The following is a 25,875-nucleotide window of genomic DNA, read 5'->3' as shown; positions in this document are numbered from 1 at the left end:
CGAATTACCTGCGGCTGATGTGGCTGATTTCCTTTAACTGCGCACCATGCAGTTCAAAGGCTTTACCAAAGCCGGTCACAAAGGTGGCTTTGCGAGGTTTGAGTTCCAGCAGATGAAAGTCTTTTAACCCCCGGATCACACTCACGGTATTGCCCAGTTTTGTTTCCATCGCTGACAACACAACCAGCCACTGCTGAGACTCCCGCTCGATGTTGCGAGCACTGATCTCCAGCGTGGCGCGTTTGCGGGCAAAGAGGTTACGGGCTTCTGTTTCAGGTTCGATAAACAGCAGGCTGGCCTGTGGGCGATCCAGCAGGTTGCGGGTATGGCTGGCCAGCTCCGAGACGTAGACATAAAAACATCCATCCTGCTGGATGCAGGGGGCATAACTGGCTTCCGGCAGGCCATCGGCATTAACAGTGGACAGAATCACGCTATTAAACGATGCCACAAAAACAGAAAAATCCGCTGCCGCGGCATTCAGATCCACGGATTCAGCCTTCATGATGGCTGCACCTGACCTGCATCACAGATATCTTGGAATGCCTGAATCAGTGTTGCTGGCTCCTGCGCACCGGAGATCAGGTAACGATCATTGATGATAAAAGCCGGTACAGAAGAGATGCCTGCCTGTTGCCAGTGGGCTTCATCATCACGCACCATCTGCACGTATTGATCCGATACCAGTAACTGCCGTGCGGCCTCACCATCCAGCCCGATGCTCTCTACCAGGCGTACCAGTACGTTGGGGTCGGTGATGATGGCATCTTCGCCGAAATAGGCCTCAAACAGCGCTTTTTTCATGGCAGTTTGTTTACCCTGTTCAGCTGCCCATTTCACCAACCGATGCCCATCAAAAGTATTACGAGTATGGCGCTGCTGCAGTGCTGAGAAATTTAGTCCCAAGCTTTGGGCAATGGCCTGCATCTGGCTCTGGATCTGTTCCATCTCTTCGGCACTGCGACCGTACTTGCGACTTAATGCCTGCAGGATGGGTTCACCATCCCCGTTCGGATCAGGATTCAACTCAAAGGCGTGCCATTGCACATCAAAGCTCATTTCATCCTTCAGTTGTTGCATGGCTTGCTCCAGCCGTGCATAACCTATGGCACACCAAGGGCAGGCAATATCAGAAACAATGTCGATTTTTACAGTTTGCATATGGATTCTCGTGATTGGAACAATGCTGCTTCAGACTCCTCACAACCTTACGCCTGCCGAGCCAGCTTGCGCAGTACAAAGTGCAGTATGCCGCCGTGCTGATAGTACTGGAACTCATTGGGTGTATCGATACGTACCCGAGCCTCAAAACTCAATATTTCGCCGCTGTGTCTTCTGGCTGTGACCGTCACTCGCCGGGTGTCCTGCCCCACAGCAGGCACAGAGAAATATTCACGGCCATCAAGACCTAAGGAATCGGCACTTTGCCCATCAACAAACTCCAGCGGCAGAATGCCCATGCCCACCAGATTGGAGCGGTGAATGCGCTCATAGCTTTGTGCAATCACCAGTTTTACACCCAGCAAGGCCGGACCTTTGGCGGCCCAGTCCCTGGAGGAACCAGTACCATACTCCCTACCCGCCAGTACAATCAGGGGCGTGCCCTGCGCCCTGTACTTCATCGCCGCTGCGTAGATCGACATGGGCTTGTCATCCGGGAAGTAATGGGTGGCGCTACCTTCGGTTCCCGGTGCCAGCAGGTTTTTCAGTCTGACATTGGCAAAGGTGCCACGCATCATCACCTCATGATTACCACGCCTGGAGCCATAGGAATTAAAGTCTTTCGGCGCCACTCCCTGCTGTTGCAGGTACTCACCCGCCGGGCTGTCGGGTTTGATCGCCCCTGCTGGCGAAATATGGTCGGTGGTAATACTGTCACCTACCTTGACCAGGCAGCGGGCATCTTTTATCTCGGATAACTTGTCAGGTTCGGCCTTAAGCCCGTCAAAAAAAGGCGGTTTGCGAACATAACTGGAATCCGGCCATTGGTAACGGTCTGAGTCGTCTACATCCAGGTTGCGCCAATTGGCATCACCTTTGAACACATCAGCATAACGCTCGGTAAAGTCCCTGGCATGTACATGGGCGTGAATACTCTGCTGGATGGCTTTGCTGCTGGGCCAGATGTCTTTAAGGTACACATCCTTGCCCTGGGTATCCTGTCCCAGCGGATCCTTGTATAAATCGATATTCATGCTGCCAGCCAGAGCATAGGCAACCACTAGGGGTGGTGAGGCCAGATAGTTGGTGCGTACATCCTGATGAATGCGCCCTTCAAAGTTGCGATTTCCGGACAGTACCGAAGAAACCAGCAGGTTGGCCTGTTTGATTGCGGCACTGATGGGTTCGGGCAACGGGCCCGCATTACCGATACAGGTGGTACAACCATAACCCACCAGATAAAAGCCCAGTGCTTCAAGGTCCGCCATCAGGCCAGCCTGCTTGAGATAACCAGTAACAACCTGTGAACCGGGAGCCAGGCTGGTCTTCACCCAGGGTTTGGTTTTCAGTCCCAGTTTACGGGCATTTTGTGCCAGTAGACCAGCAGCCATCAGCACCGCTGGGTTGGAAGTATTGGTGCAACTGGTGATAGCCGCAATGACTACATCTCCATGGGTCAGGGAGAAGGTTTCACCCCGATAACTCACCTCGACCTTATCCATCTCGCCAACATCGTCATGACCTATGGCGGTACTGCCACCCTCACCCTCAAACCGGGCAATCAGTTGCTGCTGTGCTTCCTGATGTTCAGTGACAAGTTTGACAAACTCGGCTTTGCTATCGGTCAAACTGATGCGGTCCTGCGGGCGTTTTGGCCCAGCGATGGAAGGCACCAGTGCTGACAAATCCAGCTCCAGCAGGTCGGAATAGTCAGCCTCGGGGGTGTTGTCATCGTGCCACAAACCCATCTTTTGCATATAGCAGCGTACCAGCTCGACCTGTGCATCGCTGCGGCCTGTCAGACGCATATAATTCAAGGTTTCTGCATCAACCGGGAAAATACCGCAGGTGGCGCCGTATTCCGGTGCCATATTGGCGATGGTGGCACGGTCAGCCAGACTGAGCTGACTCAGGCTCGGGCCGAAGAACTCCACAAACTTGCCCACCACACCCAGCTTGCGCAGTTGTTCGGTAACGGTCAGCACCAGATCCGTCGCGGTGATTCCCTCAGGCATTGAGCCACTGAGTTTCACACCGACTACCTGTGGAATCAGCATGCTGATGGGCTGGCCCAACATGGCTGCTTCAGCTTCGATACCACCGACTCCCCAGCCGAGAATACCGAGACCATTGATCATGGTGGTATGGGAATCCGTACCCACCAGCGTATCAGGATACAGCACACCGTCACGTTCGAAGGTCACCCGAGCCAGGTATTCCAGATTGACCTGATGAACGATGCCGGTGCCTGGTGGCACTACCTTGAAGTTATCAAAGGCCTGCTGACCCCAGCGCAGGAACTGATAACGCTCCTTGTTGCGCTGCATCTCCATGTCGGTATTTTTGCTGAAGGAATCGGCCGCACCGTATTCATCCACCATCACCGAGTGGTCAATCACCAGTTCCACTGGAGTCAGCGGGTTAATCTTGTCCGCCGGTTTACCAAGCTGTTGCATGGCATCACGCATGACAGCAAGATCCACAATCACCGGAACCCCGGTAAAGTCTTGCAACAATACACGCGCAGGCACAAAGGCAATTTCCTTGTCTGGCTCCGCTTCTGGCTGCCAGTTCACCAAGGCTTCGATGTCCTTGTCACTGACAAAGTCCTGATCAGCATGGCGAAGCATGTTTTCCAGCAGGATTTTTAAACTGTAAGGCAGGCGTTCCAGACTGAATTTTTCAGCCAAGGCATTAAATGGGTAATACTGGTATGAGCGCCCCTGATGCTGCAGCGTGGCGGGTTTTGCGTAAACTGATGACATATTGCCTCCCTTGTTGCAAAGTTGGCCGACCGTATCAGTATAGCGGAGCATCTGTACTTCATGACTTGCAGCCGGTTTCCAGGCGTTACTTTGCTTCAAGCATGTCTTTGATGACACGTCCCAGCGCGGCAATGGCTGCATTTCTATCGTCAAAAGAAGCCGTTGTTTCGGTAATGTAGAATGCAACAACTACAGGCAAACGCTCGGGGGGCCAGATGACTGCTGTAATTGACCTTGATCCGAAACCGCCCGCCCCGGTTCGATCAGCGATAACCCAGTCGGCAGGCATGCTTGATCTGAATAAGCCATCAGCCACTTTATTTCCAACCAGCCACTCTCGCAGTTGACCTCTGGAGCTCGGTGACAAGACATTCCCCAACAGCAATGCTTCAAGGTTGGCAACCATGGCATTGGGTGTTGTGGTGTCCCGCTCATCGTCAGGAGTTGCCTGGTTCAATTCTGTCTCCCAGCGATCCAGCCGTGTAACATCATCACCGATGCCCCTGACAAATTCAGTCACCGCCTCGGGTCCACCAATGGCCTGTAAAATGAGATTTGCTGCCGTGTTATCACTGGTTGTCATCGTCGCTTCACATAACTCAAACAGCGACATTTCCCGTTGGCCGGCATGTTGTTCAGTAACCGGTGAATAGGTAACCAGGTCAGCTTCTGAAAAACTGATTTTTCTTTCAATCTGCACTTCATTCTCATCAACCTGCTGGAGCAGTGCTGCACACGCCAGGGTTTTGAATGTACTGGACATGGCAAAACGCTGATCCGCATGGTGCTCCCAGCGTAAACCTGTCTCCAGGTCATGTGCAGAAAAACCAATACGCGCCTTCAGGTCGCTTTCGATGCGCTGAAGCTCAGTCACCAGTGCATCACCCTGTGCAAGGACCGGAACCGAAACGAACAGCACATACGCATAGAGAAGGCCGCTCAAAAAAATCACTCCACGACTCTGCTTCACAAGAGAACTCCTTCAACACTCAGGAAAAGCCTCAGGCCTGCAGGTATTGCTTCAGACCATCGACCAGGGCATCAGCCACGAGTTTGCAGACAGTATTGTCGCGCAGATCCTCATGAAAAGTCACATAGGTATCCATACCCAGCGAAAAGTGATCAGGAAACAGACGATCCAGTCGCTCATCGGCCACCGCCAGAGGCACCTGACAAAAACCAATTCCAGCGCCGCTTCGCAGCAGGGCCAGTTGCGTCAGATCACTGTCCGTACTGAAAGCAAATTCACTCCGCTCAAAGCTGAAAGGAAGCTTTTTTAATGCCTGCCGAATAAATTCATTCGGCTGATCAAAGCCAATCAGGGCATGCTGTGCAAGATCTGCCGTTGTTGATGGTCGCCCCTGGCGCTGCAGGTAATTCCGGTTGGCATACAACCCCAGCTCAATCACCCCGACCCGCCTGATGACCAGCTGTTGCTGACCTGGACGAAACATTCGCACCGCCAGATCAGCTTCACGATGCAACAAATCCTGAGCCTGGTTTGATGGCAGAATCTCCAGCTTCAAACCAGGGTATTGCTGATGCATGGATGCCAGGATCGCAGGCAGTACTTCCACTGCCATGACTTCACTGGCAGTAATGCGCACCCTGCCACTGACACGCTCAAACTGCTGGCTCGCCATGCGCTCCAGTACAGCGGCCATATTGGCCATTTGCTCGGCATGGGGCAGCAAATCCAGTGCCAGGCGAGTTGGCAAGAGGCCATCGGTGGATCGGGTGAAAAGCTTCACACCCAGTGCCTGCTCCAGAGCAGCAATATGCCTTCCCACTGTAGGTTGGGCAATACCCAGCCATCGCGCTGCAGCTGACAGGGAGCCCTGCTGCATCACAACCAGAAAAGAACGATAGAGTTGCCAGTCAAGATTTTTAGTCATTCATAAATGTATGGCCAATATACAAATCAAGTCAATATTGTTTATCAATAAATGCCTGTAAGCTCCCAACTGATCACACAGGAGCAAAAACATGAATCAACAACCTTCCATTCTGGTACTGGGTGCCACTGGTGGCATAGGTGGTGAAACAACACGTCAGCTGCGTGATGCAGGCTGGCAGGTCAAAGCCATGAAGCGCGATTTGAAACATCAGGAGGTACAGCAGGACGGCATCACCTGGATCAGGGGTGACGCCATGAACCCGGCTGACACCGATGTGGCAGCTGCCGGCTGCAGTGTCTTGCTGCATGCGGTGAACCCACCCGGTTACCGTAACTGGAGTGGTCTGGTGCTGCCGATGCTGGAAAGCACCTTGACTGCCGCTCGCAACCACCATGCCTGCATTCTCATGCCGGGTACTGTCTACAACTATGGACCGGATGTTTTTCCTCTGATCACAGAAGATGCACCTCAGCAACCTTTGACCCGTAAAGGCAGAATTCGGGTTGAACTGGAGCAGCGCCTGCAGAATCACGCAGATCAGGGTGGACAGGTGATTCTGTTGCGTAGCGGAGATTTTTTTGGTCCAGGTGCGGCCAACAACTGGCTGGCTCAAGGCATGATCCAGCCGGGGAAAGCGACCCGTTTCATTGTTGATCCCAATACCCCCGGGGCAGGCCACCAATGGGCTTACCTGCCAGACGTGGCAGCAACCCTGATCAAACTGCTGGAGCGACGTGAACAACTGCCTGGCTTCAGCCACTTTCACTTCCGAGGGCATTGGGATGAGGATGGCCGACAGATGGTTGCAGCCTTGCAGCGGGTTGTTACGGCACACAGGGGTAAAGTTCCGAAGGTCTGGCGCTTTCCCTGGTGGCTGGTGCAACTGGCCTCACCCTTCAACGAAACCTTTGCTGAACTTCTGGAAATGCGTTATCTCTGGCAACAGACACTGCAGCTGGATAACACAAGATTGATTTCATTGCTTGGACAGGAGCCTCACACCCCGCTGGATCAGGCGCTGGAAAAAACCCTGAAAAGCCTGGGATGCCTGACTGACCCCTGATCAGTAACGCCCTTAAAAGCTTTGCGTCATGATGGAAAGATCGATTTCAAACAACATCCAGCGCCAGCGCTACAGCCTTTCTTGCATGAATGGCTGTTGTATCAAACAGGGGAACATCAGTATCCTTCTGATGAACCAGCATGGCAATTTCTGTACACCCCAGAATCACCGCCTCCGCACCCTGCTGTGCCAACTGACTGATGATGCGCAGATACTCTTTACGGGATGTTTCGTGAAGCTGTCCCAGACACAGCTCCTGATAAATCACCTGATGCACCAATGCTCGGTCATCAGCATCAGGAACCAGTACATCCAGGCCAAACTTCTGCTGCAGGCGACCTTTGTAAAAATCCTGCTCCATGGTGAATGCTGTACCCAGTAAACCGACCTTCTTGATACCAGATGCCAGCAGGCTTTCAGCAGTGGCATCGGCCAGATGCACCAATGGAATCTGAATTGCTGCCTCTATTTCCGGTGCGACCTTGTGCATGGTGTTGGTACAAATCAACAGAAAATCAGCACCTGCCGCTTCAATATTACGCGCTGCCTGACAAAGAATCGCCGCTGTGCCAGCCCAGTCACCCTGATGCTGCAGTTTTTCAATGGGATCAAAATCAACACTGTAGAGCACCAGTTGAGCCGAATGCAGACCTCCAAGGCGTTCTTTGACGCCCTGGTTGATGGAGGTGTAATAATCCCGGGTGCTTTCCCAGCTCATACCACCGAGCAGACCAATTGTTTTCATCCTGAAGCTCCTTTTGATCAACAAGTCACTTTTTATCCGTTGACTGTAATTCAATTTCAAAGATTTTTGGCCATAACTTACCGGTAACAAACAGTCGCTGGCTTTCTGCATCCCAGGCGATGCCATTCAACACCCCTTCACGGTCTTCCGGCTTGAGGTGTTCCGGCAGCAGGCCGGTGAGATCAATCCAACCGAGCACCTGACCGGATTGCGGATCAATCCGGGCGATTTGATCGGTATGCCAGACATTGGCAAGGATTTCACCATTCACGTATTCCAGCTCATTCAGCTGAGTGACTGGAACACCACCATCCAGCACTTGCACACGGCGGATTTCCTCGAAGGTTTCCGGGTTCAGAAAACGCAGGGTTGCCGTGCCATCACTGAGAATCAGCCATTGATCATCATGTGTTAACCCCCAGCCCTGGCCCTCGTAACGGAAAGCATCCAGCAATGCCAGACTGTGCAGGTCATAAACCAGTGCCACACCGGCCAACCAGGTGAGCTGAATCAGACGATCCTGCCACAGCGCCAGCCCTTCACCGAACAAGGCTGCATCCAGGGGTACCGACTGCTTCACCTCACCCGTTTTCAGCTTCACCCGGCGCAGCGTGGACTGACCATACAAGCCGGTGCTTTCATAAAGGTAACCCTGATGAAACAACAAACCCTGGGTGAAGGCTTCAGCATCATGAGGATAGTGTTGTATGACCCGGTAACTGGCAACAGGCGTGGTATCAGGGGCTTGATAAGTATCAGCATCGGGCTGGCGGCAGGCCAGCAGGGAAAGGCCAAGAAGCAAGAGAAGAAAAAGACGCCAGATCCAGCCGGTTTCAGATCGATGCATGATGATTCAAGATCACTGATGACGTCTCAATAATGACAAGGGCGTGTACAGGGGCGTTTTGCACCAGAATCTGATTGATCCTATCACAAATGGACTTGCAAGGGAGTTCAGGGCAGTCTGCACCTGATTAGATTTAGTGCCAGACAGGGTGTGCTGAGTTGCTCAGCCACACCCTGATAGTTTTCAGGTTCTCCTCTAACCCCCGTTAATCACCTCAAATCCACCAGCATTCTGGCGGGTTGTTCGAGGTAGCTTTTCCAGAGGTTGCAGAAGCGGGCCATGGTGGCTCCATCAATCACCCGGTGGTCACCGGACCAGCTGACGTTCAGGATCTGGCGGGCTTCCACCTCTCCCTTGCTGTTAAAGCGTGGTAGCTGCTGGATGCGTCCCAGCGCCACAATCGCCACTTCCGGTTTGTTGATGATGGGAGTCGCCACGGTGCCACCGATCACACCGATGTTGGAAATGCTGATGCTGCCACCTTTCATGCTGTCCGGTGGCAGTTTGCCCTGACGGGCGGCATCGGTGAGGCGGTTGATTTCCGCTGCCAGCTCTTTCAGTGACTTGTGCTGCACCTGTTTGACATTGGGCACCAGCAAGCCCATCGGGGTATCCGCAGCCATGCCGATGTTCACATCTGCCAGATAAGTGATTTCGGTGCATTCTGCATTCACGCGACTGTTCAGCAGTGGGTATTGCTGCACGGCCAGCGCAATGGCTTTCATCATGAAAGGCATCAGGCTCAGACGCAGCCCGTCCTTCTCGAATTCCGGCCGCAATTGCAAACGCAGGGCTTCCAGCTCGGTGACATCCAGCTCTTCGGCATAGGTGAAATGCGGAATGCTGGAATAGGCATCCTGCATCTGCCGGGCCATCGCCGCCTGCACGCCCTTGATGGATACAGTGCGATTCACCGCTGCAGGCCTGCTGACCGAATCGTCTGATGCAACTGCGGGGCGGGATTCATCCCCTTGCAGTGCCAGCAGATCTTCTTTTAACACCCGGCCATCCCTGCCACTGCCCTGCACCTGGCTCAGGTCCAGTTCCAGCTCACGCGCCATGCGCCGCACGGCCGGGCTGGCCAGTGCCTTGCCGGGGCGAGTCCGGGGTTGATCAGAGCAGGTCGGCGCAGTCACTGCTTCGGTTGCTGCTGCCGGTGCGGCATCCTCAGCCACCTGAGTGACTTCCGGGTGTCTGGCGGCTTCTTCAGCACTGACTTCGATCTGGAACAAGGGTTTGCCGACCTTGGCCACATCACCCTTGTTCCAATAGTGCCGGGTGATGGTGCCAGTGTGCATGGCGGTGATTTCCACCAGCGCCTTGTCGGTCATCACATCCGCCACAGGCTGGTCTTCTGCGACCGCTTCACCTTCCTGAATGTGCCATTCGACCAGCTCACATTCCACAATGCCTTCCCCGATGTCGGGCAGGATAAAGTCAATTTTCATGGCAATCTCCTCAGTAACCGACACTGGCCTTGATGGCATCCAGGGTACGTAATTCGTTGGGGAAGTATTCCTTCTCCAGCGCCAGCGGGAAGGGGGTATCCCAGCCGGTGACCCGCAGGATGGGAGATTCCAGGTACAGGAAACAGCTTTCCTGCAGACTGGCTGCCAATTCGGCACCAAAACCACTGGTGCGCGGGGCTTCGTGATTGATGATCAGTCGCCCGGTTTTTTTCAGTGAAGTTGCCAGGGTGTCATGATCCCAGGGCAGCAGCGTGCGCAGGTCAATCACCTCGCAGGAAATACCCGCCTCTGCCGCCAGCTCAGCGGCCTTTTCGATGGCCTGCACCTGTGCCCCCCAGGCCACCAGAGTCACATCGGTGCCTTCACGCAGCACTTCGGCCTGCCCCAGCGGCAGGGTGTAGTCTTCATCCGGTACCTCACCCACAGCCGCGCGATAGAGTTTTTTCGGCTCAAAAAACAACACCGGGTTGTCATCACGGATGGATGCCAGCAGCAGTCCCTTGGCCTGCTCAGGATTACGAGGCACCACCACTTTCAGGCCGGGGGTATGGGTGAAATAGGCTTCCGGTGACTGGGAGTGATACAAACCGCCATGAATGCCGCCACCGTAGGGCGTACGAATGGTGAGGCTACCCACATTAAATTCATTGCCGGAGCGATACCGGTATTTGGCCGTTTCGTTCACGATCTGGTCAAAAGCCGGGAAGATGTAATCCGCAAACTGGATCTCGGCCACCGGCACCTGCCCCTGGGTCGCCAGACCATTGGCAAAACCGATGATGCCCTGTTCCGTCAGCGGTGTATTAAAACAGCGGTGTTTACCGTATTTTTCCTGCAGATGACTGGTCGCACGGAATACGCCCCCGAATGCTCCCACGTCCTCACCAAAACACAACACCCGCTCATCCTGCTTCATGGCCGTATCCAGCGCTGAATTGATGGCTTGCAGCAGATTCATCTGGCTCATGCTTTGCCCTCCCCAGCGGCTTTCAGGCGCGGCGCAGTGGCCGGATAAGCCTGCGGATGCCGCAGGATGTGTTCTCTGGCCTGCTGCTGCTGCTGTTGCAGGTGCCAGGGCAGCAGGTCATACACATCACTGAACAGGTCTTCCAACGGCGGGCTGTCGAGTTTTTCTGCCCGTTTCATGGCATCCGCCACCGCCTTGCGATGTTCAGCCTGTCGCGCCTGATCCTGCGCATCAGTCCACCAGCCTTGCTTGATCAGCCAGTTGCGGAAACGCGCCACCGGGTCTTTATCACGCCATTGGTCTTCTTCCTTGCGGCTGCGGTAACCACTGGGGTCATCCGAGCTGGAATGAGCGCCCAGGCGATAGGTCATGGATTCAATCAACACCGGCTGGTGTTCTTCCACCGCCATCTGACGTGCCAGGCGAGTGGCTTCATAAACCGCCAGTGCATCATTGCCATCCACCCGCAGGGTTTTCAGGCCATAACCGGGACCGCGCCCGGCCACACCATCACCGGCCAGTTGCTCATGCACCGGTGTGGAAATGGCATAACCATTGTTGCGGCAGAAAAAGATCACCGGCACTTTCAGCACACCGGCCATGTTCAGGCCGGCATGAAAATCACCTTCCGAGGCTGCACCCTCACCGAAATAACAAATCACACACTGCTTCTGCTGCGACTGTCTGAAGCCAAAGGCATAACCTGTGGCCTGAGGAATCTGGGTGCCCAGCGGTGAGGAGATGGTGACGTAATTCAATTCACGGGAGCCGTAATGAATCGGCATCTGACGCCCTTTACCGAGATCCTTGTGATTGGAAAAGATCTGGTTCATGAACTGATCCACACTGAAACCACGAAAAGCCAGTGCGCCCTGTTCACGATACTGGGCAAAAATCACATCCCCGGCATCCAGTGCCGCAGCACTGCAGGTATCCGAGGCCTCTTCACCGGTCTGGGTCATGTAAAAGCTGATCCGCCCCTGCCGCTGGGAAGCCAGCATGCGTTCGTCCAGGGCACGGATGAACAGAAAGGTATCGTGGATTTTGAGTGCCAGTTCCTGACTCATGTCAGGTGCCTGGGCACCGGGGTAAAGCGTGCCGTCCTGTTGCAGCAGACGGAAGGTGGGAATCACCGAAGTCACGGGATCCAGAAACGCAGGCTGATGAACCAGCTCCACGTCCAGATTACGCAGGTCGCTCATGGCTAGTACCTTCTGAGTTACTTATAGTTGTTATTGCCACTTGTCCCTGGCCGATTGTGTCAGCCGGGATGTTTACGGGCGGGCAGAAAGATCATTCCTGCCACGCACCTGTAACCTGTTGCTGTCTCTCAGATTAGCAGCAGGTTTTGTGGCAAGGCAAGACTGAGATGAAGCAACGCCCTTGAGCAGATGCACTGCAGCCTGAAAATCGCTAAGATAGCGGGATTCATTATTTTCTTGCATTCACCGTTTCAAGATTCAGGATCTCCATGCCCACTCAACGCAAAATTCTGGTCACCAGCGCCCTGCCCTATGCCAACGGTCCGATTCACCTTGGCCACCTGCTGGAATACATTCAGACCGACATCTGGACCCGTTTCCAGAACAGCATCGGCAACCAGTGCACCTACGTCTGCGCCGATGATGCCCACGGCACCGCCATCATGCTGCGCGCCGAGCAGGAAGGCATCACTGCCCAGCAACTGATTGACCGGGTTCGGGTGGAGCATCATGAAGACTTCAAAGGCTTCCAGATCCATTTTGACAACTACCACTCCACCCATTCGGATGAAAACCGCTATTTCTCCGAACTGATCTACACCCGCCTGCGCGACAAGGGCCACATTGCCACGCGCGAAATTGAGCAGATGTATGACCCCGAGAAAGGCCTGTTTCTGGCGGATCGTTTCATCAAGGGCACCTGCCCCAAGTGTGGTGCTGAAGACCAGTACGGTGATAACTGCGAAAAATGCTCAGCCACCTACACACCTGCCGAGCTGATCAATCCCCGTTCAGCCATTTCCGGTGCCACCCCGGTGATGAAAAGCTCTCAGCATTTCTTCTTCAAGTTGCCGGATTTTGCTGATTTTCTGCAAAGCTGGACGCAGGATGGCCGTTTGCAGGAGCAGATTGCCAACAAGCTGAAGGAATGGTTTGAATCCGGCCTGCAAGAATGGGATATCTCCCGTGATGCACCCTATTTCGGTTTTGAAATCCCTGATGCACCCGGCAAGTATTTTTATGTCTGGCTGGATGCCCCCATCGGTTACCTGGCCAGCTTCAAGAACCTCTGTGACCAGCGCGAAGACCTGAACTTTGATGACTACTGGGCACCGGGCTCGGATGCCGAGGTGTATCACTTCATCGGCAAGGACATTGTTTATTTCCATGCCCTGTTCTGGCCTGCCATGCTGGAAGGTGCCGGTTTCCGCACCCCCAACAGCATCAACTGCCACGGCTTTGTCACCGTCAACGGTGCCAAGATGTCCAAGTCTCGCGGCACCTTCATCAAAGCGCGCACCTACCTGGATCACCTGAACCCGGAATACCTGCGTTATTACTTTGCCGCCAAACTGACCAGCCGCGTGGATGATCTGGATTTAAATCTGGAAGACTTTGTGTTCCGGGTGAACTCCGATCTGGTCGGCAAGCTGGTCAACATCGCCAGCCGCTGTGCCGGTTTTGTCAAAAAAGGCGGTGGTGTACTGGCACCCATGAGTGATGCAGCGCTTTATCAGCGGTTTGTTGATGCCGGTGATGCCATTGCTGCCGACTATGACCGCCGCGAGTTCGGTCGCGCCCTGCGTCAGATCATGGAGCTGGCGGATGAAGCCAACACCTGGATCAACGATCAGGCCCCCTGGGTGCTGGCCAAACAGGAAGGTAAGGACGCTGAAGTGCAGGCTGTCTGCTCCACCGGCATCAACCTGTTCCGTGTGCTGATGGTTTACCTGGCCCCGGTGTTGCCAGGTATGGCCGGACAAACCGCTGAATTCCTGAAAATTGCCACACTGGACTGGAACAGCCGTAGCCAGCCGCTGGAAAACCATGCGATTGAAGCCTTCAAGCCGATGATGACCCGCGTAGAAAGCAGCCAGATTGAAGCCCTGCTGGAAGCCAGCCGCGAAGATGCTGAAAAGGAAATGGCCTTAAAACAAGGTGCTGTGGCACCGGTTGCTGATGGCCCGCTGCAAAAAGAGCCGCTTGCCGCAGAAATCTCCTTTGATGATTTCATCAAGGTGGATCTGCGCATCGCCCGTATTGTGAAGTGTGAAGCTGTACCCAAGGCCAACAAGCTGCTGAAACTGACCCTGGATCTGGGCGGTGAAACCCGTACTGTGTTCTCCGGTATCAAAAGTGCCTACCAGCCGGAAGACCTGGAAGGCAAACTGACAGTGATGGTGGCCAACCTGGCACCGCGCCAGATGAAGTTTGGCCTGTCCGAAGGCATGGTACTGGCTGCCGGTGATGGTGAAGGCATTTACCTGCTGGAACCCCACTCAGGTGCCCAGCCCGGCATGCGCGTGGTTTAAATCAGGCAGATAGCCAGAATTGATTCAGGCCCCTGCTGCGCTTTTTGTTAAGCTGAAATCAGCCAACAAGGAGCGCAGCAACCATGAACATCCGCATTGAAAAAGACAGTCTCGGTGAACTGCAAGTCCCTGCTGATGCCCTCTACTCAGCCCAGACTCAACGCGCCATCAACAACTTTCCGATCAGTGGCCAGCCACTGCCGGAAGCTTTCATCCGCTCACTGTTGCTGATAAAAATCACTGCAGCACACACCAATGCCGAGCTGGGCCTGCTGTCACAGGAAATGGCTGATGCCATTGAAGCTGCTGCCGATGAGCTGCTGGGCAACAACTCATTCATGCAACACTTCCCGGTAGACGTCTTCCAGACCGGCTCCGGTACCAGCAGCAACATGAACGCCAACGAAGTGCTGGCCACCCTGGCCAGCCGCATCCTTGGCCAACCCGTCAGCGCCAATGATCACATCAACTGCAGCCAGAGCAGTAATGACGTGATTCCCACCTGCATTCACGTCAGCGCAGTACTGGCATTACAGGGCAACCTGCTGCCTGCACTCCGGCATCTGCAACAGGCCTGCCTGAACAAAGCAGATCAAGTGGGTCATCTGGTGAAAACCGGTCGGACTCATCTGATGGACGCCATGCCTGTCACCTTTGGCCAGATGCTGGAAGGCTGGGCAACTCAAATCAACCACAACATTCAACGCCTGGAAACCCTGCAACCCCAATTGCAGCAACTGGCGCAAGGAGGCACCGCCGTGGGTACCGGCATCAATGCCCATCCGGCATTTACGACCCGCTTCTGTCAGCTGCTGAGTGAACAGACCGGGCTGGACTTTCGCCCGGCGGATCATTTCTTTGCACTGATCGGTTCCCAGGATACGGCTGTGGCGTTATCTGGCCAGTTAAAAACCACTGCCGTCAGCCTGATGAAAATTGCCAATGACCTGCGCTGGATGAACTCCGGCCCGCTGGCCGGATTGGCAGAAATTGAGCTGGAAGCATTGCAACCCGGCTCATCCATCATGCCTGGCAAGGTCAATCCGGTGATTCCGGAGGCAGTGGCCATGGTTGCAGCACAGGTGATTGGCAAGGATGCTGCAATCACTGTTGCCGGGCAGTCCGGTAACTTTGAATTAAACGTGATGTTGCCACTGGTGGCCGCCAATCTGCTGGAGAGCCTGCAATTGCTGAGCAATGCCAGCCACTTGCTGGCGGATCGAGCCATAACCACCTTCAAGGTGAAGGAAAGCAATCTGCAAAAAGCACTGGACCGTAACCCGATACTGGTGACAGCCTTGAATCCGCTGATCGGTTATGCCAAAGCAGCAGAAATTGCCAAGCAGGCTTACAAGGAGGGACGCCCGATTCTGGATGTGGCAGCAGAACAGACGGATCTTTCCCGTACCGAACTGGAGCAGTTACTCAACCCGGAAAAGCTGACACGCGGTGGGCTCTGACGCTGGAGAAAAAGCAAAAGCTGAAAAGAAAGCATAAAAAAACCCACCTTACGGTGGGTTTTTCTTCAAGCCAGCTTCAGATTACAGAACTTGAATCTTGGAAGCTTGCTTGCCTTTGGGACCAGTGGTCACTTCAAAGGAAACTTTCTGGTTTTCAGCCAGGGACTTGAAGCCCGAGGATTGAATTTCAGAGAAGTGAGCAAACAGGTCTTCACCACCGTTATCAGGAGTGATGAAACCGAAACCTTTGGTGTCGTTGAACCATTTTACTGTGCCGTTAGCCATTTTGCATTACCTTTCAATGTATTAAATATCAGAACTTTCAGAAATGATTTCCCAAGCTCATTGGTGCGGGAATCAAGATAGATACAATGAAGAACTGATGTTACCGAAAGGTTAAAGCCAACTTCGATCACAGTACCGTCACAACACTTTTTACTACCTTGCAACCTACGAAGCACACAATGCGCCTGTTTTCAGGACAAGTCAAACAATTATTTTTTTATTTTCACGCACCTGCAGGCTTGGGTGTGGCCCAGGCCGGTGGACGATGATAACGTTTGACCACCGAGCTGAGCGCCAGAAATGCCAGCAGTGACCAGATCACCTGAGCCGGGTCCAGCAACAGCAAAGCCAGCAGCAGAATAGCCAGATCACCGATCAGCAGGGTCAGACTGGCATGCCAGTCAAAACGCCGTTCCAGATACACAGCCAGAATATTCAGACCACCCAGCGAAGCATTGTGTCGGAACAGCAGAATCAATCCGAAACCCACCAGCAAGCCCCCCAGAGGAGCCGCCAGCAAAGGATGAATGCTCAGTTCCACAAAACGTGCCATCAGCTCTGAAAGCAGCGACAAGAGTGAAATACTGAAAAAGGTGCGCAGGGTGAAATCCCGACCCAGACTGCGCCAGGCCAGAATATAAAACGGCAGATTCAGCAGAAAAAACACCTGCCCGAAAGACAGGTCAGTGACCTGAATCAGTACCAGACCCAGCCCGGCCGTGCCGCTGATCAAAAGCTGGGAGGTCTGCAACAGATGGATGCCCAGGGCAACCAGCAGGCAGCCTTCCACGATGGAAAGCCAGCGATGTGTTGTATTCATCGGTTTCACTTCTTGCAATGTTAACTTGTGGTGAACAGCAAAGCATTTGTCCGCCACCTCTTTTGAAGGCCGGACAATCATCTTCAATGCAACAAGTATACCAGCTTATTTACTGCAAAATAGCCATCAGGCAGGCTATTTCTGCACTGACATCACGCAAGATTCATTGACCTGCACGCTGCTGACGCAGATAACGCGTTAAAATCCGATCCAGTTGATTGGAAAACTCGCGTCGATCCTGCTGGTTCAATGCCGACGGGCCACCGGTATGCACACCGCTGGAGCGCATGGTTTCCATGAAATCTCGTATGTTCAGCCGCGCCTTCACGGTATCCACGGTATACAACTCACCCCGTGCGTTCAGCGCCAGCCCACCCTTATCGATCACCTCGGAAGCCAGCGGAATGTCACTGGTGATCACCAGATCACCCGCTTCCACCCGCTGCACAATTTCATTGTCTGCCACATCAAAGCCGGACAACACCTGAATGGCACTGATCCACTCGGATTTCGGTACACGAATCGGCTGATTGGCCACCAGAATCAACGGCACCTTGACCCGCTCGGCCGCTTTAAAAAGAATCTCCCGCAGGACGACGGGACAGGCGTCGGCATCGACCCAGATCTTCATTCTGGAAGCCCCCGATGAACTACTGCGTTTGACCCTACGGCGTTGAAATTTGCCTCCAAATACTCATTTACTGCGTGTAAACTCCGTTTTATCGGCCAATTTCGCCTGGTCTGGCCTGCACTCGTAACATACATCCGGGGTTCCTCATCTCTCTTTAATTCTAAAAAAAGGATTGTAACCCGGATGCAGCCTGTCTACAGCTTCCCGCCGATTGAACCAACTCACTGCCGCCTGCTGATTCTCGGATCGATGCCCGGCAAGGCATCACTGGCAGCTCAGCAGTATTACGCTCATCCGCGCAATGCATTCTGGCCGATCATGGCCGAACTGCTGGGTTTTGATGCTGAAGCAGACTACCCGCAACGCACTCAGGCATTACAACAGGCCGGGATTGGTCTCTGGGATGTGATGCAATCCTGCATCCGCCCCTCCAGCCTGGACAGCGATATAGAAGAAACCAGCATTCTTCCCAATGATTTTCCTGCGTGGTTCAGACGCCACCCACACACCCAGGCCATCTTCTGCAATGGCGGCAAGGCCTTTCAGAGTTATCGACGTCATGTATTACCCCTGCTGGATGAACACTTCCAACAGTTGCCGCTGCACCAACTGCCATCCACCAGCCCGGCCCACGCCAGCCGAACACTGCAGCAAAAACAACTGGAGTGGTATAAAGTCATGACATCACTGCTGAATCAGAATCAGGGAACTGAACATGACTGACCCATGTATCCAGGCGCTGCTTCAGGATTGGCAACAAACCAGTCCTGAATTGCATGCGCTGGCTGTAGCCATCAGGGAAAGTGTGCATGCCATTGCACCGGAAGCCAGTGAACAGGTGAAGTACGGTGGCCTGCTGTTCAGCCACCCAAATGGCAAGGATGAAGGCTTCTGTGGCATTTTTGTCTATACCAGCCACTGCTCCGTGGAGTTCGGGCGCGGTGCCGAGCTGCCGAACCCTCATCAGCAATTGCAGGGCAAGGGCAAATACCGGCGTCATATCAAACTCAACAGCCTTGCTGACATCCAGACCAGTCATCTGACCGAAACCCTTCAGGCAGCCTGGTTACTGGTCAATCAATAGAGATAAACACCATGAAAGCCGAGCTGACACGCAATGTACTGGGAACCCTGCTGCAACCCTGCAGTTTTGACACCATGACTGGTTTTTTTCGGGATGGTCACTGTCATACCTGTCAGGAAGATGTTGGCCTGCACACCGTCTGTGCACAGGTCACCGATGAGTTTCTGGTGTTCAGTAAAAAACAGGGCAATGATCTGAGCACACCGCGCCCGGAGTGGGGTTTTCCGGGGTTAAAGGCCGGGGATCGCTGGTGCCTGTGTGCCCTGCGCTGGGAAGAAGCCCGGCGAGCCGGAATGGCACCGCCGGTGGTGTTGCAGAGCACCCATGAACGCACCCTGGATGTCATTCCGCTGCAACACCTGCAGGCTCATGCGTTAACAAGCTAATTAATCAAAGCCGAGTCGCTTCAACTCCACCTGCACACTGGTGTCACCATCCGACAGCCACACCTGGCCTTCGTTGATGGTGCACTGGAGTTGCATGGAGCGGCCATATAAGCCAGCCAGCGCCTGGGCATCCTGCTCCGGGACTTCCCAGAGTTCCAGGTTGTCAAACCGCTTTAATTCCTTGGCATTCTGCTGTAACCAGATGGGTACAGCCCGACCGCCATAGGCATACAGCCGAACCCGTGCTGACCGCTGGCAGGCTTTACGCAGCCATTTTTCATCCGGTTGTCCGAAGGCCACCCACAGCTCAATATCCCCATGCAGGTTCTTCTCACTCAGTTCCGGCTCACCTTCATCACTCAGGTTGCTGGAAAACTGCAGCTGCTCAGAAGCATTCAGCGCAAACGCCAGCAGGCGCACCATCAGGCGCAGATCGGTTTCAGAAGGGTGTTGTGCCAGGGTCAGGTTGTGATCCTGGTAATAATGCCGATCCATGTCGGCAATCTGCAGCTGGGCTTTCACCACGCTGGAACGTAGAGCCATTCGGGGTTTTCCTGAATCAAAAATTCCATTGTAACGAAGTTGCCAGCAAACTGCCTGCCTGCCGCAAGGCGGAATCACCGCCAGCCAGATGAAACTGCGCCTGACTGTGCCAGTCCAGGTCCGGCAGCAGTGAAAAACGCACAGCCGGTGCCAGAAACACGGCCTCTTCATCCAGATACAGCAGTCCGGTCAGGCTCAGATCCAGCAAGGGGTTAACGGTATAAGTCAACTGGCTGGCCAATTGCCGACGCGTGAGCGAGGGATTGTCTGCTGTCGGCTGAAACACTAAGGGCTGCTGCTGGCCACCCTGCTCATTCCAGAGTGCTTCCAGCACGGCAAACAGCCCGTTACTGAACATGTAATCCAGCGATATTGCCACCACGCCTGAATGGGGATATTCACCCTCGGCATCGGCTGCCCGATCCCGGAACCACATGACTTCACCCTTAAAACCGGCCTCCCCCAGATTACTGGCCCAGCCAGCGCCCAGGGCAAAACGCTCACGATAACGGCCGGCAACCCCTTGCAGATCCACCATCTGCCAGTTGAACGCCAACAAGCCCGCCACCACTGAATCCTCGGCGGAGGCACCACGACTGGCAGCCAGCTCCCAGTGCCCGGCCATGCCCAGAGAGTGCTGTAGGCGCAAAGCATCAGCACCGGGACGCTCGGGATAATCAAAAGCATAAAGGGAATCGATATTAAACAGGTCACTGGGGTTGGTGAGCAGATTAACGCCCCAGTTGATGCGTTGCCGCCCGGCCCGCAGGTTCCAGTCGGGTTGCTGCCACTCCACAAACAAGCGGTCGGTGTTGTAATGCAGCAATTGCTGCCGGTCGTCCACCAGCGTGGCGGACAGATTAAAATAACCGGCGTCCTGCGCCACTGACTGCTTATAACCGGGCAGTTCCTGCACCAGGTCACCGGCAAAATAACGGGTTCGCATCTGCCAGGTGACATTCACGCTGTCACTGGCAAACCAGCGCAGGTTCAGGCGGTTCTGTGCCCGGTAATCCCACCAGCCCTGCTGTTCACCGGTCTGCGGATCGTCCAGCTCCAGATACACCGGCATCACTTGCCAGTAACCGCTGATCTCCAGGTTGTCGGCCTGAATCAAGGCACTCTGCCAGCACAACAGCAGCACAGCCAGACAAAGCCGCAGTTTCATGCCTGGTGTGGCTCCGGCTGCTGGACCTGATCACTTTCAATGGCACCATCCACCATACGAATGACCCGTCTGGCCCGCTCAATCACCCGCTGGTCATGAGTGGAAAAAATGAAGGTCATGCGATGCTCCCGATTCATCTTTTCCATGATGTCCAAAAGCTTCATCGCCGATTGGCTGTCGAGATTGGCGGTGGGCTCATCCGCCAGAATGAAACGTGGGCGTGATGCCAGTGCCCTGGCCACGGCAACCCGTTGCTGCTGACCACCGGACAGCTCTCGGGGGCGGGCATCCATGCGATCACCCAGCCCCACTTCCGTCAGCAGTTCACTGACCCGCTGGCGAATCCGGTCTTTCTTCTCACCCTGCAACAGCAGAATGAACGCCACATTTTCAGCCGCCGTGAACACCGGCAGCAGGTTATAGGACTGAAAGATAAAACCGATGTGGCGCAGGCGGTAGTCAATCAACTGGCTGTCTTTCAGCGCGCTGATGTTGCATCCATCCACCCAGACCTCACCACTGCTGGGCCGATCCAGCCCACCCAACTGGTTCAGCAGCGTGGTTTTGCCCGAACCGGAAGGCCCGACAATGCTGGTGAATTCCCCTTCCTCAATACTCAGATCAACATCCCGCAAGGCATGCACCGGCACCTTGCCAGCCTGATACACCTTGCTCAATCCGTGGGTGGTGATGATGGCCATGATTTGTCCTGTCAGTTGCGTACGGCTTGTGCCGGATTCAGTTGCAGTGCCTTCCAAGCCGGATAAAGGGCTGCCAGCAGCGCCGTCAGCACCACCAACAGTGCCACAGCCAGCAGCTCATCACTGCCCAGCACTGGAACAATCAGTGTGTCATAACCAAACTCTGCCAGCGCAGCACCGCCAAAACGACTCAGATCCAGGCCTTCACGTGCCAGCCAGTTGATGTTCAATAGCGCCAGCAGCACACCCAGCAAGGCACCGCTGGCGGTGATCAACAAGGACTCAAGAGTGATCAGACCAAACACCCGTCGCTTGTTCATGCCGATGGCCAGCAGCATGCCCAGTTCATGGGTACGCTCAAATGTGGCCATCAGCAGGGTGTTGAGCAATCCAAACGCCAGCGCCAGCAGAATCACACCGATCAATATCCAGGTCAGCAGATCACCCATTTCCGTCAGAAAACGCAGTTCTGGCGACAATTCCAGCCAGGCCAATGCCTGCACCTGCGGAAAAGCCTGCTGCAGGCGGGCTGCCACGGCACTGCCCTGATCAGGATGTTGCAACAACACCGCCAGTTGATGCCAGATTGCCTGATCAGCCAGGTAAGCGGACAACACCTCCGCCGGCACATACACCCGACTTTCCTCTTCAGCCCGCGACAGGCTGGTGAAAGTGCCACTCAAGGTGAAGGAGGCCGAAACCAGCTCCTGACGCGTATCCTGAAACGTCAGCACCACTCGCTGACCGGGCCGGACACGCAGTTTTTCCGCCAGCCTTGCGCCCATCAATATCGGATTGCGCAGCGCTGCATCCAGATACTTCCCCTGATTCAAGGTGGTATCCAGCTGCGAAACACGCCGCTCCCGCTGCGGATCCACCCCCCGGATTTCCACCCCGGCCGTCAGTGCCGGTGATTGAATCATGCCATCCACCAGCACCCGCAGGGTGTGTTCACGCAGCTCGGGCTGTTGTTGCAACCAGTGTTGCAAGGCTGCAACGTCCGGCAGATGATCCTGCACCTCCCGCTCGGTCAGAAACTGCGGGTGATGCACCTGCAGGTGTGAGAACTCCTGTTCGATCAGGCGCTCAAAACGCTGCACCAGCATGCCCTGACTGACCGCCACCATCAGCAATCCAGCCCACAGACCCAGCGCAATGGCCAGCAGCAGCACTGCACTTCGGGCGGGGTTACGCCAGACATTACGCCAGGCCAGCAGCATCAAGGTTGTCATGCCTTAACTCCTTGCCGCCGTCATCAGATCCAGCCGCAGCACCCGCAACACGGGATAAAGGCAGATCAGAAAAGACAGCACAAACAACACCAACCCCTGAGTGATGAACAGGTCGGCATCCAGTGCAAACGGCAGTATGGGCTCCAGCCCCATGCCCATGTCCTCGAAGACCTGTGCCATGTCACCCCCCAACTGGATGGGGTTATGATGAAAATGCCGCAGCAGCAGCCAGCCGGGCAGGCAACCGGCCAGCACACCCAGCAGCGTGAGCATCAGGGTTTCCAGCAGCAGCACCAGACTCAGCCGGTAACGCTGCATGCCCAGTGAAATCAGCACACCAAACTCACGGGTGCGCTCCAGTGTCATCATCAGAATGGTGCCGAACAGACCAAAACCAATCACCATATACAGGGTGCCCAGTACAAAATTCTGCTGGGCCAGATCAAACTGTATGGCACCCAGCACTTCCGGCATCAACTCCTGCCAGGGCACCACCCGATGGCGTTGTGCATCCAGTGACTGCCGCAGACTGCTCACCAGTGCATCGGTCTGCTGCAACTGGTGGGGGGTCAGCAACAGGGTGGACACCTGCTGCTCTGCAGACAATAACCATTGGGCATCCGGCAGGGACAGGTACACCAGTTGGTTATCCAGCTCCCGCAGCGGATGGCGCACTACCCCGGCCACTTCAAACAAACCGGCAGCAGAACTGGCAAAGCGTCCCTGCCCCAGCAACACCAGTTCATCCCCCACCGTCAGTTGCAGGCGTCGCGCCAGGCCTTCTGTCAGCACGGCCCGCCCATCACCGGGCTGAAAAAACTCACCGGCAATCAGCCGTTCCTGCAAACCATTCAACTGCTGCTCAGCAGCCGCATCCACGCCCAGCACCATTGCACCACGCACCTGCTCGGCACCCCCGGCCAGCATGAAGGTTTCCAGCCGAGGCACCAGATAGTCCAGCCGGGTATCAGCCAGCAACTGCTGTTGCAGGGCAGGGTCATAAGTCAGGGTATGATCCAGTGAAGGCTCATCCAGCCAGGCCGGTTCCTGCAGCTGGATAAACCCGGTGTGAAAGCGCGACAGGTTGTCCACCATCAGTTGATGGGACCCCCGGTTCATGGAACTGACCCAGAGCGCCAGCACCACCGCAAACGCAATGGATGCCAGAGTGATCAAGGTACGCCGGGCATTACGCCAGAGGTTGCGCCAGGCCAGTGACAGATACAGCATCTCAGCGCACCCGCTGCATGTTCTGGCGCGTGAAAAAACGCTCATCCAGCTCAGGATTGAAGTCCGCCGCCTGATATTCCAGCAAGGTGTGCTGATCCGGTCGATCCGCCGGCGTCATCTGCATGCGACGAGGCAGCAGCCGCCCGCCCAGCTCACCGATATCTGAAAACACCAGGGTACTGGCCAGCTGACCATCCTGATCATGGTTTTCAATGCGCAGCTGAACATGGGTTTGCTGATCAATCCACATCAGCACCCGGCCCCAGACAATCGCCGTATCCGGCTTTGGAATCAACTCCACCACCCAGGCAATGCGTCCATCCACCGGTTCTTCCCTCAACAAACGATGGTGATAATCATCAATCACCGAGGCATCCCGCACCAGGTCATCATTGCTGAAATCCGAGCCCATCCAGGCCTGGGACATCATCGAAGGTGGCATTTTGATGGTGCGATCAATGGTGGGTACATAATTCCAGATATCGCGCTGACGCTTTAGAAACACCGTTCCGGCATCACGGGCCGGTGCGGTGATCAGGATCAGCGAATAGTCCTGCCCCATTTCCCAGCCTTTCAGCGCATATTCACGGGTGTAACGCGGGCGCTGCAGTGTCATGGTCATTTCAAAATAACTGGCGTCACCGCGCATCACTGCCTCCATCTGACGCAGCAACTCACGTGGGTTCGGCTGACTCGCCTGAATCTGCGTTAAACCAGTCCACAGTAGAACACCGACCAGTCCTTGCAGGAGCAATTTGAATACCATGACGGCCTCGCTTATCCGTATGAGGGTTTTTACCCTAATGCAGACACCCAACCATGGCAAGTTGCTGTCTGCCATAAAATTTCACCGAATGGTCAAATGAACAGGCTATAATCCGCCGCAGCCTGATCGATGAGTATTTTATCTTGAACCTGCGTATTTCCAATCTGCAAGCCCACCTTGCCCTGTTGCTGGCCATGCTCATCTGGGGCAGCTCCTTCACACTGCTGAAAATCACCATTGATGTGATGCCTGCCATGCAGGTGATGTTCTTCCGCATGCTGGTCGGCAGTGTGGTGTTACTGCTGTTTGTCCGCTGGTGGCTGCGCGGTGTGAAATACCAGAAGGGTGACTGGAAATGGCTGCTGGCGATGGCAGCGTTTGAACCTTGCCTGTATTTCCTGTTTGAAGGCCTGGCCCTGAAATACACCAGTGCCAGCCAGGCCGGACTGATCACCAGCATTCTGCCCCTGATGATTGCTGCCGGGGCCTGGTTGTTCCTGAAGGAACAGATCAAAAAACGCCAGTGGTTCGGTTTTACCCTGGCCGTTGCCGGGGTGGTCTGGATGTCAGCACACAGTGAAGTATCCAGCAGTGCCCCCAACCCCCTGCTCGGCAATTTTCTGGAGGTGCTGGCAATGGTTTCTGCAGTGGGTTACACCCTGCTGGTTAAAAAGCTGACCAGTCGCTACAACCCGGTGTTTCTGACCGCCTTTCAGACCTTTGTCGGCGCAGTGTTCTTCCTGCCACTGGCGCTCAGTCAACCACTACCGACTCATGTAGAGCCTCAGGTGATCTGGGGCATCATCTACATGGGCGCAGTGGTTAGCCTGGGTGCCTATGGTCTGTACAACATCGCCCTCAGTCGCCTGCCTGCCACCATCACCGGTGCCTACATCAATCTGATTCCTGTCTTTGCCCTGGTATTTGCTCTGGTGGTATTAAAAGACAACATCAACCTGCAGCAGTGGCTGGCAGTGCTGGTGATCTTCACCGGCATTGGCATCAGCCAGTATCAGCAGCGTCTTCGTGGTGCCGAAACGCCCCTGCCTCCAGCACCTCATGCTTGAGTGACTTCCAACAACCAAGACTAATGTATCGCTACGTTAATTCGTTTTAATTCTGTAAGCTCATAAGCCATAC

The 25,875-nt window shown here is 54.8% G+C and carries 26 protein-coding genes; 7 read left to right on the top strand and 19 right to left on the bottom strand.

The genetic code is table 11. The features are described from left to right. Nucleotides 1–4: 4 nt before the first annotated feature. The 5 genes from BT114_RS09050 to BT114_RS09030 form a co-directional block, all read right to left on the bottom strand. On the bottom strand, nucleotides 5–505 hold the full coding sequence (locus BT114_RS09050; RefSeq protein WP_072326121.1) for a HugZ family pyridoxamine 5'-phosphate oxidase: 501 nt from the start codon (nucleotides 503–505) through the stop codon (nucleotides 5–7). Then, the gene (locus BT114_RS09045) at nucleotides 502–1,161 is read right to left on the bottom strand and encodes a DsbA family oxidoreductase (protein WP_072326119.1); all 660 of its coding nucleotides are present in this window, start codon (nucleotides 1,159–1,161) and stop codon (nucleotides 502–504) included. The genes BT114_RS09050 and BT114_RS09045 overlap by 4 nt, the downstream gene beginning before the upstream one ends. Nucleotides 1,162–1,208: 47 nt before the next feature. Beyond that, nucleotides 1,209–3,926, bottom strand: a complete 2,718-nt coding sequence (acnA, locus tag BT114_RS09040) for an aconitate hydratase AcnA (protein WP_072326117.1) — start codon at nucleotides 3,924–3,926, stop codon at nucleotides 1,209–1,211. Nucleotides 3,927–4,011: 85 nt separating this feature from the next. Beyond that, nucleotides 4,012–4,869, bottom strand: coding sequence for a class A beta-lactamase (gene bla / locus BT114_RS09035; RefSeq protein ID WP_245770427.1), 858 nt, complete (start codon nucleotides 4,867–4,869; stop codon nucleotides 4,012–4,014). Nucleotides 4,870–4,927: 58 nt separating this feature from the next. After that, a complete protein-coding gene (locus BT114_RS09030) occupies nucleotides 4,928–5,821 on the bottom strand; it encodes a LysR family transcriptional regulator (protein WP_072326113.1) in 894 nt (297 codons plus the stop codon). Nucleotides 5,822–5,912: 91 nt separating this feature from the next. On the opposite strand from BT114_RS09030, the gene BT114_RS09025 reads away from it, so the two are divergent. After that, the gene (locus tag BT114_RS09025; protein WP_072326112.1) at nucleotides 5,913–6,887 is read left to right on the top strand and encodes an NAD(P)H-binding protein; all 975 of its coding nucleotides are present in this window, start codon (nucleotides 5,913–5,915) and stop codon (nucleotides 6,885–6,887) included. A 46-nt stretch (nucleotides 6,888–6,933) separates the two neighbouring features. Here BT114_RS09025 and BT114_RS09020 read toward each other — a convergent pair whose 3' ends face one another. The 5 genes from BT114_RS09020 to BT114_RS09000 all read right to left on the bottom strand — a co-directional run bounded on the left by BT114_RS09020 (nucleotide 6,934) and on the right by BT114_RS09000 (nucleotide 12,117). Then, nucleotides 6,934–7,632, bottom strand: a complete 699-nt coding sequence (locus BT114_RS09020; RefSeq protein WP_072326110.1) for an aspartate/glutamate racemase family protein — start codon at nucleotides 7,630–7,632, stop codon at nucleotides 6,934–6,936. A gap of 25 nt (nucleotides 7,633–7,657) precedes the next feature. After that, entirely contained in the window at nucleotides 7,658–8,479 is an 822-nt protein-coding gene (locus BT114_RS09015) for a glutaminyl-peptide cyclotransferase (RefSeq protein ID WP_072326108.1), read from the bottom strand. A gap of 209 nt (nucleotides 8,480–8,688) precedes the next feature. Then, on the bottom strand, nucleotides 8,689–9,927 hold the full coding sequence (locus BT114_RS09010) for a 2-oxo acid dehydrogenase subunit E2 (RefSeq protein WP_072326106.1): 1,239 nt from the start codon (nucleotides 9,925–9,927) through the stop codon (nucleotides 8,689–8,691). 10 nt (nucleotides 9,928–9,937) lie between these two features. After that, entirely contained in the window at nucleotides 9,938–10,915 is a 978-nt protein-coding gene (locus BT114_RS09005; RefSeq protein WP_072326104.1) for an alpha-ketoacid dehydrogenase subunit beta, read from the bottom strand. Then, nucleotides 10,912–12,117: a thiamine pyrophosphate-dependent dehydrogenase E1 component subunit alpha gene (locus BT114_RS09000; protein WP_072326102.1), complete on the bottom strand. Its 1,206-nt coding sequence runs from the start codon at nucleotides 12,115–12,117 to the stop codon at nucleotides 10,912–10,914. The genes BT114_RS09005 and BT114_RS09000 overlap by 4 nt, the downstream gene beginning before the upstream one ends. Before the next feature lie 263 nt (nucleotides 12,118–12,380). Here BT114_RS09000 and metG point away from each other — a divergent pair, with 263 nt between their 5' ends. Both metG and BT114_RS08990 read left to right on the top strand, forming a co-directional pair. Continuing rightward, nucleotides 12,381–14,429, top strand: coding sequence for a methionine--tRNA ligase (gene metG, locus BT114_RS08995; RefSeq protein WP_425434786.1), 2,049 nt, complete (start codon nucleotides 12,381–12,383; stop codon nucleotides 14,427–14,429). Between the two features lie 83 nt (nucleotides 14,430–14,512). After that, on the top strand, nucleotides 14,513–15,889 hold the full coding sequence (locus tag BT114_RS08990; protein ID WP_072326098.1) for a class II fumarate hydratase: 1,377 nt from the start codon (nucleotides 14,513–14,515) through the stop codon (nucleotides 15,887–15,889). An 81-nt stretch (nucleotides 15,890–15,970) separates the two neighbouring features. On the opposite strand, the gene BT114_RS08985 is transcribed toward BT114_RS08990, so the two are convergent. The 3 genes from BT114_RS08985 to BT114_RS08975 form a co-directional block, all read right to left on the bottom strand. Continuing rightward, nucleotides 15,971–16,174: a cold-shock protein gene (locus tag BT114_RS08985; RefSeq protein ID WP_072326096.1), complete on the bottom strand. Its 204-nt coding sequence runs from the start codon at nucleotides 16,172–16,174 to the stop codon at nucleotides 15,971–15,973. Nucleotides 16,175–16,397: 223 nt separating this feature from the next. Further along, entirely contained in the window at nucleotides 16,398–16,994 is a 597-nt protein-coding gene (locus tag BT114_RS08980) for a DUF6198 family protein (protein WP_072326094.1), read from the bottom strand. 163 nt (nucleotides 16,995–17,157) lie between these two features. Next, nucleotides 17,158–17,625, bottom strand: coding sequence for a YaiI/YqxD family protein (locus BT114_RS08975; RefSeq protein ID WP_072326092.1), 468 nt, complete (start codon nucleotides 17,623–17,625; stop codon nucleotides 17,158–17,160). Nucleotides 17,626–17,808: 183 nt separating this feature from the next. Here BT114_RS08975 and BT114_RS08970 point away from each other — a divergent pair, with 183 nt between their 5' ends. From BT114_RS08970 to BT114_RS08960, 3 genes are read left to right on the top strand one after another with little or no spacing between them, the layout of a single operon-like run. Then, nucleotides 17,809–18,348 carry a DNA-deoxyinosine glycosylase gene (locus tag BT114_RS08970; RefSeq protein WP_072326090.1) on the top strand — a complete coding sequence of 180 codons (540 nt, stop codon included), beginning with the start codon at nucleotides 17,809–17,811 and terminating at the stop codon, nucleotides 18,346–18,348. Next, nucleotides 18,341–18,709 (top strand): DUF1801 domain-containing protein, encoded by a 369-nt coding sequence (locus BT114_RS08965; protein ID WP_072326088.1) that lies wholly within the window; start codon nucleotides 18,341–18,343, stop codon nucleotides 18,707–18,709. Before BT114_RS08970 ends, BT114_RS08965 begins: the two co-directional genes overlap by 8 nt. Nucleotides 18,710–18,720: 11 nt before the next feature. Then, on the top strand, nucleotides 18,721–19,095 hold the full coding sequence (locus tag BT114_RS08960; protein WP_177247070.1) for a DUF2237 family protein: 375 nt from the start codon (nucleotides 18,721–18,723) through the stop codon (nucleotides 19,093–19,095). Here the strand turns inward: BT114_RS08960 and BT114_RS08955 are convergent, their stop codons facing one another. From BT114_RS08955 to BT114_RS08930, 6 genes are read right to left on the bottom strand one after another with little or no spacing between them, the layout of a single operon-like run. Further along, complete coding sequence (locus tag BT114_RS08955) at nucleotides 19,096–19,638, bottom strand: YaeQ family protein (protein ID WP_072326086.1); 543 nt, start codon at nucleotides 19,636–19,638, stop codon at nucleotides 19,096–19,098. Nucleotides 19,639–19,654: 16 nt separating this feature from the next. Further along, a complete protein-coding gene (locus BT114_RS08950) occupies nucleotides 19,655–20,806 on the bottom strand; it encodes a hypothetical protein (RefSeq protein ID WP_072326084.1) in 1,152 nt (383 codons plus the stop codon). After that, complete coding sequence (locus tag BT114_RS08945) at nucleotides 20,803–21,507, bottom strand: ABC transporter ATP-binding protein (RefSeq protein WP_072326082.1); 705 nt, start codon at nucleotides 21,505–21,507, stop codon at nucleotides 20,803–20,805. Before BT114_RS08945 ends, BT114_RS08950 begins: the two co-directional genes overlap by 4 nt. 11 nt (nucleotides 21,508–21,518) lie before the next feature. After that, complete coding sequence (locus tag BT114_RS08940) at nucleotides 21,519–22,739, bottom strand: ABC transporter permease (RefSeq protein ID WP_072326081.1); 1,221 nt, start codon at nucleotides 22,737–22,739, stop codon at nucleotides 21,519–21,521. 3 nt (nucleotides 22,740–22,742) lie between these two features. After that, complete coding sequence (locus BT114_RS08935) at nucleotides 22,743–23,969, bottom strand: ABC transporter permease (protein ID WP_072326079.1); 1,227 nt, start codon at nucleotides 23,967–23,969, stop codon at nucleotides 22,743–22,745. A gap of 1 nt (nucleotide 23,970) precedes the next feature. Then, nucleotides 23,971–24,735 (bottom strand): outer membrane lipoprotein-sorting protein, encoded by a 765-nt coding sequence (locus BT114_RS08930; RefSeq protein ID WP_072326077.1) that lies wholly within the window; start codon nucleotides 24,733–24,735, stop codon nucleotides 23,971–23,973. A gap of 143 nt (nucleotides 24,736–24,878) precedes the next feature. Between BT114_RS08930 and BT114_RS08925 the strand changes: the two genes are divergently transcribed. Beyond that, nucleotides 24,879–25,802, top strand: a complete 924-nt coding sequence (locus BT114_RS08925) for a DMT family transporter (RefSeq protein WP_245770415.1) — start codon at nucleotides 24,879–24,881, stop codon at nucleotides 25,800–25,802. The last annotated feature ends 73 nt before the right edge of the window (nucleotides 25,803–25,875 follow it).

It is taken from the genome of Marinospirillum alkaliphilum DSM 21637 (genome assembly GCF_900119735.1).
Taxonomy (GTDB): Bacteria; Pseudomonadota; Gammaproteobacteria; order Pseudomonadales; family Halomonadaceae; genus Marinospirillum; species Marinospirillum alkaliphilum.
The sequence above is the reverse complement of the archived record's forward strand: the minus strand, read 5'-3'. Positions and strand labels throughout refer to the sequence as shown.